The organism is Nonomuraea sp. SYSU D8015 (assembly GCF_008065375.1).
In the GTDB taxonomy this organism is placed as follows: Bacteria; Actinomycetota; Actinomycetes; order Streptosporangiales; family Streptosporangiaceae; genus Nonomuraea.
The window spans coordinates 893,780-907,885 of record NZ_VJYI01000002.1 but is presented as its reverse complement, the minus strand read 5'-3'; the positions used below and the strand labels follow the sequence as shown (position 1 = coordinate 907,885).

Here is a 14,106-nt window from a genome sequence, read left to right as displayed (position 1 = left end):
GCTTGACTGTAGATTGCGGCATTGGAGACGGAGGACGTCAGGTGAGGTCCCGGCGCGATTTGGGAAGTCCAAGCTGAACCTTGCGGGCGAATCGTTGTGTGCGGGCGCGTTTGTCCCGAAGGAATGACAGGGTGAGGTCGAGGCCCTCGATTTCACCCAACCATCCCTCGGACTCGGCTCGTTGGCGACGGGCGAGAAGATCGGCCTCGATCTCGTCAAGGCGCCGCAGCATCTTCGGATCGACGAGCAGGACCGGGCAACGGATACAGGCATGCTCGTGCGAACAGGGGGTGCCGTACGGGCGAGCGCAGGCTCCAAGCTCAACCTTCCGTTTGTCGAAGTGCTCTTCGAATTCGGTCCACTCTTGGTCGGTTGGCGGCCGATACTCGTCTCGCGCGCGCACAGCCCGACGCCGGTCGAGATATGCCTGGTAATGGCGTAGGAGATCCTCGTCGAAGACGACGACGTAGCCGCGCGTGGTCTGCGTGGACAGGTGGCCGAGCACGGCTGCGCCGATGTGGATGGGCAGCCCGTTGTTGACCAGGTCGGTCGCAAAGATTCTGCGGAGATCGTGAGGTGTGAAAGTGAACCCAGCGAACTCGGATCGCGTCTCGGCGACGGATTGGCACAGCCGGTTGAGAACACGCCAAATGGTCTGCGAGTTCATAACCCTGTGGGAAGTGCCGGTTTTACGTTGGAACAGGAACGGCATCGGCTCGCTCAACACACGTTCATGCTGGTCATACCGCCGAGTCAACGGGCTGATGTCACCGAGCATCCGGTCTCGTAGATACCGACTGACCGGCTCAACCTCATCGCCACCGTCCATGACTCACCTGCCGACGAAGGCTCTCTCGCTCCTCTTCAAGCACCCGTCACACGCTACGAACTCTCCTGATAAAGCCGCCCGGAAAGTGCAGTCAACAGAGCTACCCGTCCATCCCCGCCCCGCCGACCTGAACCTACTGATTGACGAGGCTGAACTCGCCTGGCAGGAGCAGCGTGGCGCCTGGGCGCAGTTCGGCTCCGACCTGCTGCTCGGCTATGAGTACAGGGCCTGCATCAAACTCGGCGCCCGCGACTTGGACGATCCCGCCGAGGCAATCGCGGACGCCTACCAGAGGGTGTGCGTGGCTCAGTAATACTTCCGTTCGAGCATGCTCGGCCACCCGGCCAGTGAGGCCGCCACCCGTTCATCGACGCTGGTCGCGTGGAAGCCCCCTCAACCCTACGGTCCGCCGCTGGTGCTGATCGGTCAGCCCGTCCACTTGCTCGGCGAACGTCACCACCGGTCAGGCGGGGCTGTCGCAGCTGAGGCGGCGGACCTCCAATTCGACCTGGACGGGCCGACCGCCGCAGGCCAGGTCCTGCAGTCGGCGCCGGTACCAATCGTGCACCCGAGCGGCCGGTTTCCGGCGGTCGCGGCAGGCCACCTGCTCCGAGCCGGTACGAGCAACGATCCGCACGCTGCCGCCCTGGTCCTCGACATGGCCGAGGACCAGGCATTCAGGCGCGGGAACTAGTCGCTCCCCATCAACGCACCAGACCCATTTATCGGCGAATGTCACACGTACGGCAGCGGCACGCGTGCGCGTTGTCGCGGCGCGCGTGTACGCGTTCAGGAACTCACACCCACCAGGTGATGCACTTGGCCGGGCTGCCGCCCAAGATGTTGTCCTTCGCGCAGGCCTTGTAACCCCAGCCGGCTATTGACCGGTGTGCCTTGGAGTAGGTGGTCTGGCTCTTGATTGGCGTAGAGCCGCTGCTTGTCCACTTCTTCGTCGTGGGGTTGTAGACCTCCAGCCAGAGGTTGTCGTTGTCGCCCGCATCGCCGGCGGGGTTGGGGACCCGGGCCCACAGGTAGTAGTTGCCGCCCCACTTGCCCGACCGGATCTGCAGCGTGTACGTGTCGGGCGTGACCGTGACCGTCTTCGACGTCACTGTGCCTACATTGGTGGCGTACTTCGGCGCGCTGGACGACCAGTAGCTCGCCGCCTGGGCGGTGGAGGTGCTCATGGCCAGGGTGGCCGCCGCCACCAAGCCCACGGTGCCTATAGACGCGATGCGCCCCACGATCTTCCGCATGCGTGCGATCTTCTCCTTCTGACCACTTCTTGTCTGGCTAGACCCTAGGGAGCGCCGGTATAGCGCGGGTATGCCGCAACGGGGCCGGGGAAGGTCGGGTCAACAATTGGGATGGGTGCGGGGTTTGCGGCTTCCCGGCGCTTCGTCATCACCGTCGACATCGAGGCCGAGCTCGACAGCTCATCGAGGGGTGGCGGCCCCTGCGCCCGACCAGGGTCCACGACGCGCAGGATGGACATCGAGGCGACGACGATCGTGCCGTCGACGGCGAGCGGGATCCACGTGGAGGCCAGGACAACCTGAGCCTCCACGAGCTGCTTCCGGGGCCTGTAGGTCAGCCGGAACCCGATCGGGCCATAGACCTCCGCCGACTGGGCGAGAGTCGCTCAACGTCGCATCGCGGTCCGCTCGGCCGCCCCTGTACGGCGCGCATGCGAGCGATCAAAGCAGGGCTTCGGCGGTGATGGGCAGCCTGCGGATGCGGCGGCCGGTGGCGTGGAAGACGGCGTTGGCGATGGCGGGTGCGACGCCGATATGAACCACTTCGCCGAGGCCCTTGACGCCGATGGGGCTGGCCTCTCGGTCCTCGCCGTCCAGATAGATCGCCCGCAGGTCCGGGACGTCGGCGTTGACCGGGACGAGGTAGTCGGCGAGGTTGGCGTTGACGATCCTGCCGTCGCGGTGGTCGGTGACCGTGTGCTCCAGCAGGGCCGTGCCGATGCCGCCCACCATGCCGCCGAGCGCCTGGCTGTCGGCGAGCTTGGGACTGATGATCCGTCCCACGTCGTAGACGCCGAGCATCCGCCGGACCCGGACCAGGCCGAGGCGGTGATCCACGGCGACCTCGGCGAACGTCGCGCCGTAGGCGTACATGGAGAACCGGGGCTCCTCCGGGGTGAAGGAGCCGAGCGTTTCGAGGCGGGTGCGGTTGTTGCGGGCCAGGAGCTGCTGGTACGTCTCACCTCGCGCGGGGTCGTCCTTGACGTGCAGCCGGCCGTCGGTGACCGCGACGTCGCCGGCGTCGGCGCCGTGCAGCGGCGATCGCTCGTCGGCGACGGCCAGCTCGATCGCCTGGCGCCGCAGCTGGTCGCAGCCGTCCTGGACGGCGGACCCTACGCTCGCCATGGTCTGCGAGCCGCCGTGCGCCGGTGTCGGCGGCATGGTCGAGTCGCCGAGCCGGAAGTCCACGGCCCGCACGGTCAGACCGAGGGCGTCGGCGGCGACCTGCGTCATGGCGGTGCACGTGCCGGGGCCCATGTCGCTGGTCGCCGCCTCGACCAGAGCACTGCCACGTGCGTCGAGCAGGACCCGCGCCTGGGCCGGGTTCCGCCGGGTGGTGTGCACGCCGGCGGCCATGCCCATGCCGATCAGCCAGTCGCCGTCGCGGGTGGAGCGCGGTTCGGGGGCGCGCCGGTCCCACCCGAACTCGCGGGCGCCGAGGGTGTAGCACTCGCGCAGACGCCGGGTGGAGAACGGCGTCCCGTCCGACTCGTCCTCAGACGGTTCGTTGCGGCGGCGCAGCTCGATCGGGTCGATGTCCAATTCGTGGGCGAGTTCGTCCAGCGCCGACTCGATGGCGAAGGCCGCCGTGGCGTGGCCGGGGCCGCGCATGTACAAGGGGGTGTTCACATCCAGCGGCACGGTCCGGTACGCCTGGCGGACGTGGGGCATGCTGTAGAGCATCTGTCCCGCCGCCAGGACGCCCTCCTCGAAATCCTCGTACGACGAGGTCTCTGCCTTGATGTCGTGGACCATGGCGATCAGCCGGCCGCGACGGTCGCTGCCCAGGCGCAGGTGGTATTCGTAGGCGGGCCGGTATCCCGTCCCGGAGTACAGCTGCTTGCGGGTGAGGACCAGCTTGACCGGACGGGCCAGCTCGCGCGCGGCGAGGGCCGCGATGGTGACGTGCGGCCAGGCCCGCAGGCCGCTGCCGAACGCCCCGCCCACGCATGGCGAGATGACCCGCACCGCGTCCGGCTCGATGCCGAACACGGCGGCGAGTTCCTTCTGCGTGCCGACGACCCACTGGGTCTTGTCCCAGACGGTGAGCCGGTCGCCGTCCCAGCGGGCGATGGTGGCGTGCGGCTCCAGCGCGTTGTGGTGGTTGCGGGTGGTGCGGTACGTCATCTCCAGCCGTACCGCGGCGGACCGCATGGCCTGGTCGGCGTCGCCGCGCGCGTAGGTCACCGGGGCGTGCGCGGGAGTGCCGGTCAGGTCCGTCGATGGTTTCTCGGCGTCGTAGCGGACCTCGACCAGGCTCGCGCCGTGCTGAGCCGCCTCCGGCGTCGTGGCCACCACGACCGCGACCGGCTGCCCGTGGAAGAGGACCTTGTCGTCCTGGAAGACGTGCAGCCGCTCGCCGCCTTCCGGGTTGTTCGAGCTCGGGTTGGGTCGGTAGGCCAGCCTGGGGGCGTTGCGGTGGCTGATCACCTTCAGGACGCCGGACAGGGCCAGGGCGGCTCGAGCATCGATGCCGGTGATCCGTCCCCGTGCGACGGTACTGCCGACGACGGCGGCGTGAACGACGCCGTCGGTGGGGTGGTCGGCGGCGTACATCGCTCGTCCGGTCACCTTCAGGCGCCCGTCCACCCGGGACAGCGGCGCCCCGACGGCTTGCCGGCTCATGCGGTGCCTCCCACGATGCGAAGCTGGCGTTCGACGGCGCGCTTGAGCAGCTCGATCTTGAACTTGTTATGGGCGAGCGGACGAGCCCCCTCGGCCGCCAGCCGGGCAGCCTCGGCCCACAGCGCCTCCGACGGCCGTTCGCCGATGAGGCGGCGCTCGACAGCGGGCAGCTTCCACGGCACGGTGCCGACGCCACCGGCGGCCACCTTCGCCTCACGGATCACACCGCCGCGCACGTGCAGCGCGACCGCCGCCGAGGTCAGCGCGAACTCATACGACCGCCGGTCGCTCACCTTCAGGTATCCCGACCTGAGCGGGCGCGGGAGGGCGGGAATCTCGACAGCGGTGATCAATTCACCTGGCCGCACCGCCTGTTCCCGCTCCGGTGTGCTGCCGGGCGGCAGCAGGAAGTCCGCGAAGGCGACGCCGCGCCGCCCGTCCGGTCCCACCAGGCGGACGATCGCCTCCAGCGCCGCGAACGCCACGGCGACGTCCGAGGGGTGCGTGGCCACGCACTGATCGGAAGCACCGAGGATCGCGTGGGTGCGGTTGAACCCGCCCAGCGCCGCACATCCCGAGCCGGGGTCGCGCTTGTTGCAGGCGGCGGTCACGTCTCGGAAGTACGCGCACCGGGTGCGCTGCATGATGTTGCCGCCGATGGTGGCCATGTTGCGCAGCTGAGGAGAGGCGCCCAGCTCCAGCGCCTGCGAGATGACGGGGTAGGTGGCGCGCACCTTGGGATGGGCGGCGGCCTCGGCCATCCGTACCAATGCGCCGATGCGCAGGCCCCCGCGCGCGGTGACGGTGACGTCGCGCAAGGGAAGGGCGCTGATGTCGACCAGCGTGGAGGGACGCTCCACCGTCTCGCGCATCAGGTCGACCAGCATGGTGCCGCCTGCGATGTAGCGGCCGCCACGACGCCCGGCGGCGAGCGCGCCGGCGATGTCGGACACTTTGACGTAGGAGAAGGGGTGCATCCGAGCCGGACCTCACTTCCCGCCGGCGGCCTGCTCGACCGCTCTGACGACCTGCACATAGCAGCCGCAGCGGCAGATGTTGCCGCTCATCCACTCCCGGATCTCCTCCCGGGAGCCGGTGTGGCCCTCTCGGATGCAACCGACGCCGGACATGATCTGGCCGGGGGTGCAGTAGCCGCACTGGAAGGCGTCCTGCTCGATGAAGGCCTGCTGCAACGGGTGCAGGTCGTCGTCCTCGCCGGGGGCGAGCCCCTCGATGGTGGTGACCTCCGCGCCCTCCAACCGCACCGCCAGCGCCAGGCAGGCGTTGACCCGGCGGCCGTCGACCAGGACGGTGCAGGCTCCGCAGGCGCCGGCGTCGCAGCCCTTCTTGGTGCCCGTCAGCCCGAGCTGCTCGCGCAGCAGGTCCAGCAGCGAGGTCCGGTTGTCGATCTCCGCGGTGTGCCGCTTGCCGTTGACCGTCAGCGAGACGCGGCCGCTGGGTGGCGTCTCCGCCGGCGTGGTTCCGAGCGGAGACGGTCCCGGCACCAGATTGCGCACCACGACCACACCGCCGCCAACCGCCGCCGTCGCCGTCGCTACCGCGATGAACGTACGCCGAGACAACCTCGATGCAGGCTCCGCCTCGGGCGGAACACGCGAGTCCGGGAGTTCGGACGACATATGCACCTCTCTCGGTCCGGCGTACGATCGGCGCTCTCACACGTCGGGCCGATACCCATAAAACCGCTGGTTAACGGCCTGGGAGAGGCATGTTATGAACGAGCCGAACGCCTCTTCGAACAGGTCACCAGGCACTTGGACCCGGCACGCGACGGCTACGGCTTCCGCCGGCTCGAACCCGGCGGAAGCCGTTGAAGAGGCCAGACTCCTCGGCGGTAACGGGAATGCCACTGTGCGATAGATTCCCGCCACGACCGTCCACCGTGTCGCCGTCCTCGTCCTCCCCCGTGTGATCCCCTTCGACCTCGGCATTCCGACGTTGGTGTTCGCGCAGCGGCCGGGCACGCCGTACCGGATGACGTTGTGCGCCGCGAAGCCGGGCGAGGTGGCGACGGACGCGGGCTTCACCGTACGGGTGACCGGCGGGCTGAACGTGGCGCGCCAGGCGGACACGACCATCGTCCCGGGCTACACGACGGATGCGCGACCGGCGCCGGCGGTGCTGGAGGTGCTCGCCAGGGCACACGATCAGGGCAAACGCATCGTGTCGATCTGCACCGGGGCGTTCGCGCTGGCGCTGCCGCACTCGCTGCGCTGCCGGGCGAGTTCGCCGGGCACGGTGATCGGCGGGCCCTTCTCCCGGCGGGCGGCGACCTGACCGACGATCGCGTCGACCAACGCCCGTACGGCGGACAACAGGGGGTAGGCGTCGTGGATCAGCTTGGCGTCGGCATCGGAGATGAACTCGCTGCCCTGGGCGGTGATGTCGATGACGGTGCCGCCGTTGGACAACGCGCACACCCCGCCACGCCGCTCGACGATCCCCGGCGAGGTGTGCAGCGCGACGGCCTGCAGACCGTGTCGACCGCCTCGGCGGAGAAGCCGCGCGCGGTCATGAACTCCGCGGCCAGATCCGCGCCGTCCACTTCGAAGCGCTGGCCGCCGTTGCCCTCGTCGTTCAGCCCGACGTCGTGCAGCACGCACGCCAGGAACAGCAGCTCCGGGTCATAGTCCGGGCGCGGCCGCATCCCACGGTGCCGGGCGAGCAGACGCGCGAACAGGATGCATGACGACCATCCTGGAACCGGCCGACGACCCGGCCAAGTGGCTGGAATGACAACATGTGACAGATTCCCGCCAACACACCGACGGTGACCGGCACGCCGGACACGGGGCTCTGACGTTCTACCTGTTCCAGGCCGCGGTGTGGGTGGCGCTGTTCTACCCGTTCGCCCTGGGCCTGCACGACGACATGGGCTTCGCCGCGACCCTCGGGATCGCGATCGCGGTCTGGGTGGTGTCGATCACGCTGGCCGAGTGGATCGGGGTCGCCGGCCACCGCGGACCGGCCGAGGTCCTGCTGCGCCGACTAATCTACGGCGCCGGCGGCCGGGCGCGCGGGGAAGGACTGATCAGCTCTTTGCCGACCGGCCCTCGCGCGAAAACCCCTCAGCCCTTCAGGTCGGCGATGAGGTCGCGGACGCGGTCGCGGATCTCGTCGCGGATGGCGCGGACGGCCTCGATGCCCTGCCCGGCCGGGTCGTCGAGTTTCCAGTCCTCGTAGCGTTTGCCGGGGAAGACCGGGCAGGCGTCGCCGCAGCCCATGGTGATGACCACGTCGGAGTCCTGCACCGCCTCGGGGGTGAGGATCTTCGGCCGGGCGGCGGAGATGTCGATGCCGACCTCGCGCATGGCGTCCACAGCGACCGGGTTGACCTGGCCGACCGGTTCGGAGCCCGCGGACCGGACCTCCACCGTGTCCCCGGCCAGGTGCGTCAGCCATCCGGCGGCCATCTGGGAGCGTCCGGCGTTGTGCACGCACACGAACAGGACGCTGGGCTTGTCGCTCATGAGGCGGCTCCTCTTTCTTCCTGGGGACGGGGGACGACCGGCTCGGGGGTGCCTGCCGGCGGCGGACCGAAGAGACCGTGGACGAGGAGGAGCCCGATCGCGCCGCCGACGAGCTGGGCCGCGACGAAGCCGGGCACCGAGGCCGGGGCGATGCCGGCGAAGGTGTCGGAGAAGGCCCGGCCGACGGTGACGGCGGGGTTGGCGAAACTGGTGGAGGAGGTGAACCAGTAGGCCGCCCCGATGTAGCCGGCCACCGCCGCGGGCGCGACCGCCGTGCGGCCGGATCGGGTCAGGCAGAAGATGACCAGCACCAGCCCCGCGGTGGCGACCAGCTCGCCGAGCCACAGCGGGGCGCCCGCCCGCTCAGCGGTGGACCAGCTGATCGCGGCGCGGTCGAACATGGCGTTGGCCAGGATCGCCCCGGCGACCGCGCCGAGGACCTGGGCGCAGGCGTAGGAGGCCAGCTCCCCCGCGGACAGGCCGGCACGGGTGCGCCGGCCCTGCCACCAGTCGGCGAGGGACACCACCGGGTTGAAGTGGGCGCCGGAGACGGGGCCGAGCGTGACGATGAGCACGGCCAGGCCGAAGACGGTGGCGGTGGAGTTTTGCAGCAGCTGCAGGCCCACGTCCCGCGGAGACAGGGTCTGCGCCATGATGCCGGAGCCGACGACCACGGCCACCAGCAGTGCCGTGCCGGTGAACTCCGCCAGGAGCCTGCGCGGCAGGGGGATCACCGGGCCGCCTCGGCGGGCAGGGTCAGCAACGCGGACAGCTGGGCCAGCCGGTCCGGCACCAGCCGGTAGTACACCCAGGAGGCACGCCGCTCCGAGGTGAGCAGGCCGGCCTCCTTCAGCACCTTGAGGTGGTGGCTGATCGTCGGCTGGCCGAGATCGAAGCTCGCCGTCAGATCGCAGACGCACGCCTCGCCGCCCTCGTGGCCGGCGACGATCGAGATGATGCGGAGTCGTACCGGATCGCCGAGGGCCTTGAAGACCCGCGCCAGAGCGGCCGCCTCCTGCTCGCCGAGAGGCTCGTGCGCCATCGGCGGACAGCACTCCAGCAGGTTCAACTCCTCCATGACCTCAGCTTATCGGCAACCGTCGATATCAATGGGCGTCGATATCAGAAAAGAGGGCTGCGCCGTTCCACGAGGACGACGTCGCGCCAGCGGCCGTGGTGGCGGCCGATGCGCTCGCGGGTGCCGACCACGCGGAAGCCCAGCGCCCGGTGCAGCGCGAGGCTGGCGGCGTTCTCCGGGAAGATGCCGGACTGGATCGTCCAGACGCCGGCGTCCTCGCCGGCGGCGACGAACGCCGACAGCAGCGCCCTGCCGATGCCCTGGGCCTGGCAGCCGGGATGGACGTAGACGCTGTGCTCGACCACACCGGCGTAGACGCACCGGCTGGAGACCGCCGAGGCGGCCACCCAGCCCACGACCTCGCCGGTTCGGGTGTCGGCGGCGACATAACGCAGGTCCGGCAGCTTGCCCGCGGTGAACCCCTCCCAGCTCGGCGCCGTCGTCTCGAAGCTGGCCTCGCCCGTGTCGAGCCCCGCCTGGTAGATGGCCAGCACCTGGTCGGCGTCGCCGTCCCGCATGGGCCGGATCTCCAGCCCGGTGCCGGCGGCCGGCTTGGCGGCCTGGACGATCGCCGAGTGAACGCCCTCACCGTGGTCGGCGGTCAACGTGACGCGGACCCCGACGAACCCCGCCCGGCGCAGCAGCTCGCGGTAGGCGGCCACGGACAGGGCCCCTGTCGCGCACCCGATGCGCCGCTCCACCCGGGTCCGCCGCCCGGGGTCGGCGTCCCCGTCGGTCACGACGTCACTGACGCCGAACCGGCCGCCCGGCCGCAGCACCCGGAAGGCCTCCGCCAGCGCGCCCGCCTTGTCGTCGGACAGGTTGATCACGCAGTTGGAGATGACCACGTCCACCGCCCTGTCGGGCAACGGCACGTCCTCGATGGCGCCCTGCAGGAACTCGGCGTTGGCCACGCCGGCCTGCTCGGCGTTGCGACGGGCCAGGGCCAGCATGTCGGGGCTGGCGTCCAGTCCGTACGCCTTCCCGTGCGGCCCGACCCTGCGCGCCGACAACAGCACGTCGATCCCGCCACCCGACCCGAGGTCCAGCACGGTCTCCCCGGCCCGCAGCTCGGCCACGGCGACCGGATTGCCGCATCCCAGGCTGGCCCGCACCGCCGCCTCGGGCAGCGCGCCGGTGTCGTCGTAGGCGGCGGAGCCGAACGATCCCTGCTCGAAGGCGTCGGGACCGCAGTCCGTGACGGCCTGGCCGACGGCCGCGGCCCTGGCCAGCCGGGAGTAGCGGTCCACGATCTCGTCGTACGCCATGACGGTCTCCTCACTCACAGGTGGGCGGGGCCGGGACGGGATTGCCCATCACCACATCGGCGGCGGTCGGGAAGCAGCTCACACAGGCCTCGTTGATCCGGTACAGGCTTGACGTGCCCTGCCGCTCGACCAGCACGAACCGCACGTCGGCCAGGATCTTCAGGTGGTGCGAGACCGTGGACTGCCCCACGCCGGAGGCGGCCACGATCTCCCCCACGCTCATCGGCGTCCGCCGCCGCGCCAGCAGCGACACGATCTGGATCCGGGTGGCGTCGGCGAGAGCCTTGAACCAGCTCGCGTACTCCTCGGCCGCGGCCCGCTCCAGGGGTCCCTTCTCCATATCCATCGATAATCGACGATAGTCGATGAAGCAACCGGGAGGAACACCCTTTTTTTCGCGAAATATCAACTCTTGTCCTGGTATGAGATCGCGGAGACACTGCGGACGGAGTCAGTGCTGGAGACAGGCCGGGGGAGGCGCCTTGAAATGGCGTGCCATGATCGTCGCGCTGCTGATGACACTCACCGTGGGGGCGGCCGAGGCGCCCAAGGACCGCTACGAGATATGGCTGGTCGACCAGTCCGACACGAACGGCCTCACCCACGGCGGCACCGTCCACGTGTACGACGGCGCCGACGTCACCAAGCGGCTCTCCGCCGCCCGCCCCACTGACGTGATCGATCTCGGCGGCGCCACCTCGTCCCTGTGCCTGGCGAGCACCGGCCGGAACCCGGTCAGACCCCACATGATCGTGTTCAACAAGGCCGACACCCACGCGGCGCTCGCCTTCGTCGCCAGCGGCCACGTGGTGATCTTCGACGCGGCCTCCCGCCGGCCGCTCGCCTGCTTCCAGACCGAGGTCGGAGCCGGCGGCGCCCGGCAGGCGCACGCCCTCTGGCCCACCGAGGACGACCGCTACCTGATCATCGCCAACCAGAACGGCAAGAAGCTGGAGCGGATCCGCACCGACTACGGCGCCGGCGCGTTCACGCAGGAGCCCGCGGCCACGCTCGACCTGGCGGGCTGCACCACCCCGAACGGCGCGCCCTGCCAGTCCCCCGAGACCCGCCCCGACAACGCACCGATCTGCCCGTTCATCCCCTCTGCGTCTGATGGTCGCGCTCGCACGGGGGCTCCGCTGGTCACGCAAGCTACCGCTCTCCGCCCCCAGGCTCACCGCTCCGGCAACGGCCCCGTCTTCGTCAGTCTGCGGGGCGGCGGCATGTTCGTCGTGGACTGGCGCGCCACGCCGATGGCCATCGTCGGCGAGTACGACGACGATCACGTGCCGGCGAACGGCTGCGGCTTCATCGAGGCGATGGGCGCCGTCTTCGGCGACGGGGGCGGCGGCACCCCTGCCAACCTCGACCAGTTCAGCGTTTTCCGGTTGCCGCGCAGCGGCTACTCCGCCGCGAACCCGCCGAACACGCCTCCCGTGGAGCGGCTGTACGACGACGACGCGCCGGACCGCGACGCCCACGGCACCGCGGTCAGCGCCAAGGAGCGCCACGTCTGGGTGGGCGACCGCGACGGGAACGTGGTGGAGGTCTTCGACGGCCGCACCGGCGCCCACGTCAACACGGTGCCGCTGACCTCTCCGTTCAGCGCCGACCCGACGGTGGACCTGTTCGCCTCGTCCCCCGACCACGCGTGGGTGTTCGCCTCGACGCGCGGCCCGAACCCGCTCTCCGGCGACCCGCACTCCTCGCACGGCACGGACCCGGGCCTGCTGATCATCCGCATGACGGACGATGGCCGAACCGGTCAGGTCCGCGGTCTGATCCCCATCACGAACGTCGACGCGGCAGGCGTCGAACGCGCCGACGCGCACGGCATCCGCGTGCGACTCGTACGCTGACGCGCCCCCTTCATGGGGCTATACCGGTTCACCCCGGAAGAGGTGCTTGCTGCCGTTAGGCTCCTCGGTAGGCGGGGCGCCCCCGCCGGTGTGACGCCGCCGCGCTCACGCCGTTCTTCGTTTACGGTGCATCTCGGGGACACGTCACGGGAGGACCTCCGGGCCGGCGGGCGCGGAGGCGGCGTGATGAGGGGGAATTCAGGAGGATGACGTCGGGGATGAGCGCTCAGACGCAGGAGCATCTCGGCCCGTACCGGCTGATCAGGAAGATCGGCGAGGGCGGCATGGGGGTCGTCCACCTCGGGGTCGACGGCCGGGGCCGCGAGGTGGCCGTCAAGGTGCTGCATCCGCACGTGGCCGCCGATCTCAAGGCGCGCGACCGGCTGGTCCGCGAGGTGGAGACCATGCGGCGGGTGCGTAACCAGTACGTGGCCGAGGTGGTCGACGCCGAGCTGGCGGGCGGCCGGCCCTATGTGGTGACGCGTTTCGTGCCGGGCCGCACGCTGGAGGAGACCGTCCTGTCCGACGGGGCTCTGGAGCCGTGTGCGGTCATCAGGCTCGCCCAGGGGCTCTGCCAGGCGCTGGTGGCCATTCACGCGGCCGGGGTGATCCATCGGGACCTCAAGCCGTCCAATGTCATGCTGGTCGACGGGGAGCCGCTCGTCATCGACTTCGGCATCGCGCATCTGGTGAACGCGACCCGGCTGACGCAGTCGGGGATGTTCGTTGGGACGCCCGGATACCTGGCGCCGGAGATCATCCGTAACTCGCAGATCACTCAGGCGGCCGACGTGCACGCGCTGGCCTCGACGGTGTTCTTCGCCGCGACGGGGCTGCCGCCGTTCGGCACGGGGACGTTCGAGGCGGTCTGCTTCAACATCATGGAGGGGCTGGCTCAGATCGACCGGGCGCCCGCGTGGCTGCGCGGCTGGCTCTCGCAGGCGCTGCAGGTCGATCCGGCGGCCCGGCCCAGCGCACAGGAGCTGCTGCGGATGGCCAGGGCGCTCGATCACGCCCCCGCTCCCGGCGCCGACCTGCGGCCTGACCGCACGCTGACCATGAACACCTACTCCGACCTGCTGCCGCCGGTCGATTACAGCCAGAGGCAGCCGCCGCCTTACGTGCCCGCGCCGGTCCCGGCCCCGGTCCAGCCGCCGATGCCGCGCACCGAGCAGCGGGTGGCGGACTTCCCCGCGCCCCAGCCGCCGCCGTACACACCGCCCGCCGACTTCCAGCCGTTCCTGCGCAGCAGGCGGCTCGTCGGGGTGCTGCTGCTCGCCACGCTGGTGGCGCTGACCGTCGCCATGCCGGTCGTCGTGGGCACCCTGGCGGCCGGGCTCTCACTGGCGCTGCGCATCGGCGAATACCTCTTCTTCGGCGAGAACCGGCAGACGTTGTTCAGGGCCCTGCTCGTGACGGTGGGGCACGTGCTGCTGGCGCTGGCGGTCGGCTTGCTGGCCTCGTTCTTGCTGGACAGCGTCCTCGGGATGAGAGCCGCTCACGCGGCGTCCTTCGCCACGGGCGTCTACACGCTCGGGTTGTTCGTGCTGCCCGGCGCGGGGCCGGTGCGCCAGGCGGCCACACGTGTGCTCGCCCGCGTCCTGCCGGGGCCGGGCGTGACCACGGCGGCGGTCGCGGTGATGGCACCGGTCACGCTGATCTCGCTGATCACGGCCCTGGTGCGGGGCTTCGCGTAGGAC

The 14,106-nt window shown here is 70.2% G+C and carries 17 protein-coding genes; 5 read left to right on the top strand and 12 right to left on the bottom strand.

Annotation, left to right across the window (positions count from 1 at the left end; translation table 11 throughout):
• Positions 1–37: 37 nt before the first annotated feature.
• Complete coding sequence (locus ID574_RS13725; protein WP_223166655.1) at positions 38–778, bottom strand: site-specific integrase; 741 nt, start codon at positions 776–778, stop codon at positions 38–40.
• Positions 779–827: 49 nt separating this feature from the next.
• On the opposite strand from ID574_RS13725, the gene ID574_RS13720 reads away from it, so the two are divergent.
• Complete coding sequence (locus tag ID574_RS13720; RefSeq protein ID WP_188189168.1) at positions 828–1,142, top strand: hypothetical protein; 315 nt, start codon at positions 828–830, stop codon at positions 1,140–1,142.
• A 150-nt stretch (positions 1,143–1,292) separates the two neighbouring features.
• On the opposite strand, the gene ID574_RS62740 is transcribed toward ID574_RS13720, so the two are convergent.
• The 6 genes from ID574_RS62740 to ID574_RS13690 form a co-directional block, all read right to left on the bottom strand.
• Positions 1,293–1,397 carry a transposase family protein gene (locus ID574_RS62740; RefSeq protein WP_442939303.1) on the bottom strand — a complete coding sequence of 35 codons (105 nt, stop codon included), beginning with the start codon at positions 1,395–1,397 and terminating at the stop codon, positions 1,293–1,295.
• Positions 1,398–1,626: 229 nt separating this feature from the next.
• On the bottom strand, positions 1,627–2,085 hold the full coding sequence (locus ID574_RS13710; protein ID WP_188189166.1) for a hypothetical protein: 459 nt from the start codon (positions 2,083–2,085) through the stop codon (positions 1,627–1,629).
• Positions 2,086–2,129: 44 nt separating this feature from the next.
• A complete protein-coding gene (locus tag ID574_RS13705) occupies positions 2,130–2,396 on the bottom strand; it encodes a hypothetical protein (protein WP_188189165.1) in 267 nt (88 codons plus the stop codon).
• Between the two features lie 130 nt (positions 2,397–2,526).
• Positions 2,527–4,710: a xanthine dehydrogenase family protein molybdopterin-binding subunit gene (locus tag ID574_RS13700; RefSeq protein ID WP_188189164.1), complete on the bottom strand. Its 2,184-nt coding sequence runs from the start codon at positions 4,708–4,710 to the stop codon at positions 2,527–2,529.
• Positions 4,707–5,687 (bottom strand): FAD binding domain-containing protein, encoded by a 981-nt coding sequence (locus tag ID574_RS13695; RefSeq protein WP_188189163.1) that lies wholly within the window; start codon positions 5,685–5,687, stop codon positions 4,707–4,709. The genes ID574_RS13700 and ID574_RS13695 overlap by 4 nt, the downstream gene beginning before the upstream one ends.
• A 12-nt stretch (positions 5,688–5,699) precedes the next feature.
• The gene (locus ID574_RS13690) at positions 5,700–6,227 is read right to left on the bottom strand and encodes a (2Fe-2S)-binding protein (RefSeq protein ID WP_442939302.1); all 528 of its coding nucleotides are present in this window, start codon (positions 6,225–6,227) and stop codon (positions 5,700–5,702) included.
• Positions 6,228–6,591: 364 nt separating this feature from the next.
• On the opposite strand from ID574_RS13690, the gene ID574_RS13685 reads away from it, so the two are divergent.
• Together ID574_RS13685 and ID574_RS13680 are read left to right on the top strand one after the other, a co-directional pair.
• Positions 6,592–7,008, top strand: a complete 417-nt coding sequence (locus ID574_RS13685) for a DJ-1/PfpI family protein (protein WP_188189558.1) — start codon at positions 6,592–6,594, stop codon at positions 7,006–7,008.
• A 465-nt stretch (positions 7,009–7,473) separates the two neighbouring features.
• Positions 7,474–7,914: a DUF418 domain-containing protein gene (locus ID574_RS13680; protein ID WP_188189161.1), complete on the top strand. Its 441-nt coding sequence runs from the start codon at positions 7,474–7,476 to the stop codon at positions 7,912–7,914.
• On the opposite strand, the gene ID574_RS13675 is transcribed toward ID574_RS13680, so the two are convergent.
• Genes ID574_RS13675 through ID574_RS13655 form a run of 5 tightly spaced genes read right to left on the bottom strand, consistent with a single transcriptional unit; the run spans position 7,800 to position 10,887 of the window.
• Entirely contained in the window at positions 7,800–8,201 is a 402-nt protein-coding gene (locus tag ID574_RS13675) for an arsenate reductase ArsC (protein ID WP_188189160.1), read from the bottom strand. The two genes, ID574_RS13680 and ID574_RS13675, sit on opposite strands and share 115 nt — an antisense overlap.
• Positions 8,198–8,935, bottom strand: a complete 738-nt coding sequence (locus ID574_RS13670) for an aquaporin (RefSeq protein WP_188189159.1) — start codon at positions 8,933–8,935, stop codon at positions 8,198–8,200. Before ID574_RS13670 ends, ID574_RS13675 begins: the two co-directional genes overlap by 4 nt.
• Entirely contained in the window at positions 8,932–9,279 is a 348-nt protein-coding gene (locus ID574_RS13665) for an ArsR/SmtB family transcription factor (RefSeq protein WP_188189158.1), read from the bottom strand. The genes ID574_RS13670 and ID574_RS13665 overlap by 4 nt, the downstream gene beginning before the upstream one ends.
• A 44-nt stretch (positions 9,280–9,323) precedes the next feature.
• Positions 9,324–10,547: a GNAT family N-acetyltransferase gene (locus ID574_RS13660; protein ID WP_188189157.1), complete on the bottom strand. Its 1,224-nt coding sequence runs from the start codon at positions 10,545–10,547 to the stop codon at positions 9,324–9,326.
• 10 nt (positions 10,548–10,557) lie between these two features.
• Positions 10,558–10,887 carry an ArsR/SmtB family transcription factor gene (locus ID574_RS13655; RefSeq protein ID WP_223166653.1) on the bottom strand — a complete coding sequence of 110 codons (330 nt, stop codon included), beginning with the start codon at positions 10,885–10,887 and terminating at the stop codon, positions 10,558–10,560.
• Positions 10,888–11,029: 142 nt separating this feature from the next.
• Here ID574_RS13655 and ID574_RS13650 point away from each other — a divergent pair, with 142 nt between their 5' ends.
• Positions 11,030–12,406: a hypothetical protein gene (locus tag ID574_RS13650; RefSeq protein ID WP_188189155.1), complete on the top strand. Its 1,377-nt coding sequence runs from the start codon at positions 11,030–11,032 to the stop codon at positions 12,404–12,406.
• Positions 12,407–12,624: 218 nt separating this feature from the next.
• Positions 12,625–14,103 carry a serine/threonine-protein kinase gene (locus ID574_RS13645; RefSeq protein WP_188189154.1) on the top strand — a complete coding sequence of 493 codons (1,479 nt, stop codon included), beginning with the start codon at positions 12,625–12,627 and terminating at the stop codon, positions 14,101–14,103.
• Positions 14,104–14,106 lie beyond the last annotated feature (3 nt).

Excerpts from the sequence above, each read along its gene's own strand:
- ID574_RS13725 (WP_223166655.1), bottom strand. The coding sequence starts at position 778 with ATGCTCGGTGACATCAGCCCGTTGACTCGGCGGTATGACCAGCATGAA.
- ID574_RS13720 (WP_188189168.1), top strand. The coding sequence starts at position 828 with ATGACTCACCTGCCGACGAAGGCTCTCTCGCTCCTCTTCAAGCACCCG.
- ID574_RS13710 (WP_188189166.1), bottom strand. The coding sequence starts at position 2,085 with ATGCGGAAGATCGTGGGGCGCATCGCGTCTATAGGCACCGTGGGCTTG.
- ID574_RS13700 (WP_188189164.1), bottom strand. The coding sequence starts at position 4,710 with ATGAGCCGGCAAGCCGTCGGGGCGCCGCTGTCCCGGGTGGACGGGCGC.
- ID574_RS13695 (WP_188189163.1), bottom strand. The coding sequence starts at position 5,687 with ATGCACCCCTTCTCCTACGTCAAAGTGTCCGACATCGCCGGCGCGCTC.
- ID574_RS13675 (WP_188189160.1), bottom strand. The coding sequence starts at position 8,201 with ATGAGCGACAAGCCCAGCGTCCTGTTCGTGTGCGTGCACAACGCCGGA.
- ID574_RS13665 (WP_188189158.1), bottom strand. The coding sequence starts at position 9,279 with ATGGAGGAGTTGAACCTGCTGGAGTGCTGTCCGCCGATGGCGCACGAG.
- ID574_RS13660 (WP_188189157.1), bottom strand. The coding sequence starts at position 10,547 with ATGGCGTACGACGAGATCGTGGACCGCTACTCCCGGCTGGCCAGGGCC.
- ID574_RS13655 (WP_223166653.1), bottom strand. The coding sequence starts at position 10,887 with ATGGAGAAGGGACCCCTGGAGCGGGCCGCGGCCGAGGAGTACGCGAGC.
- ID574_RS13645 (WP_188189154.1), top strand. The coding sequence starts at position 12,625 with ATGAGCGCTCAGACGCAGGAGCATCTCGGCCCGTACCGGCTGATCAGG.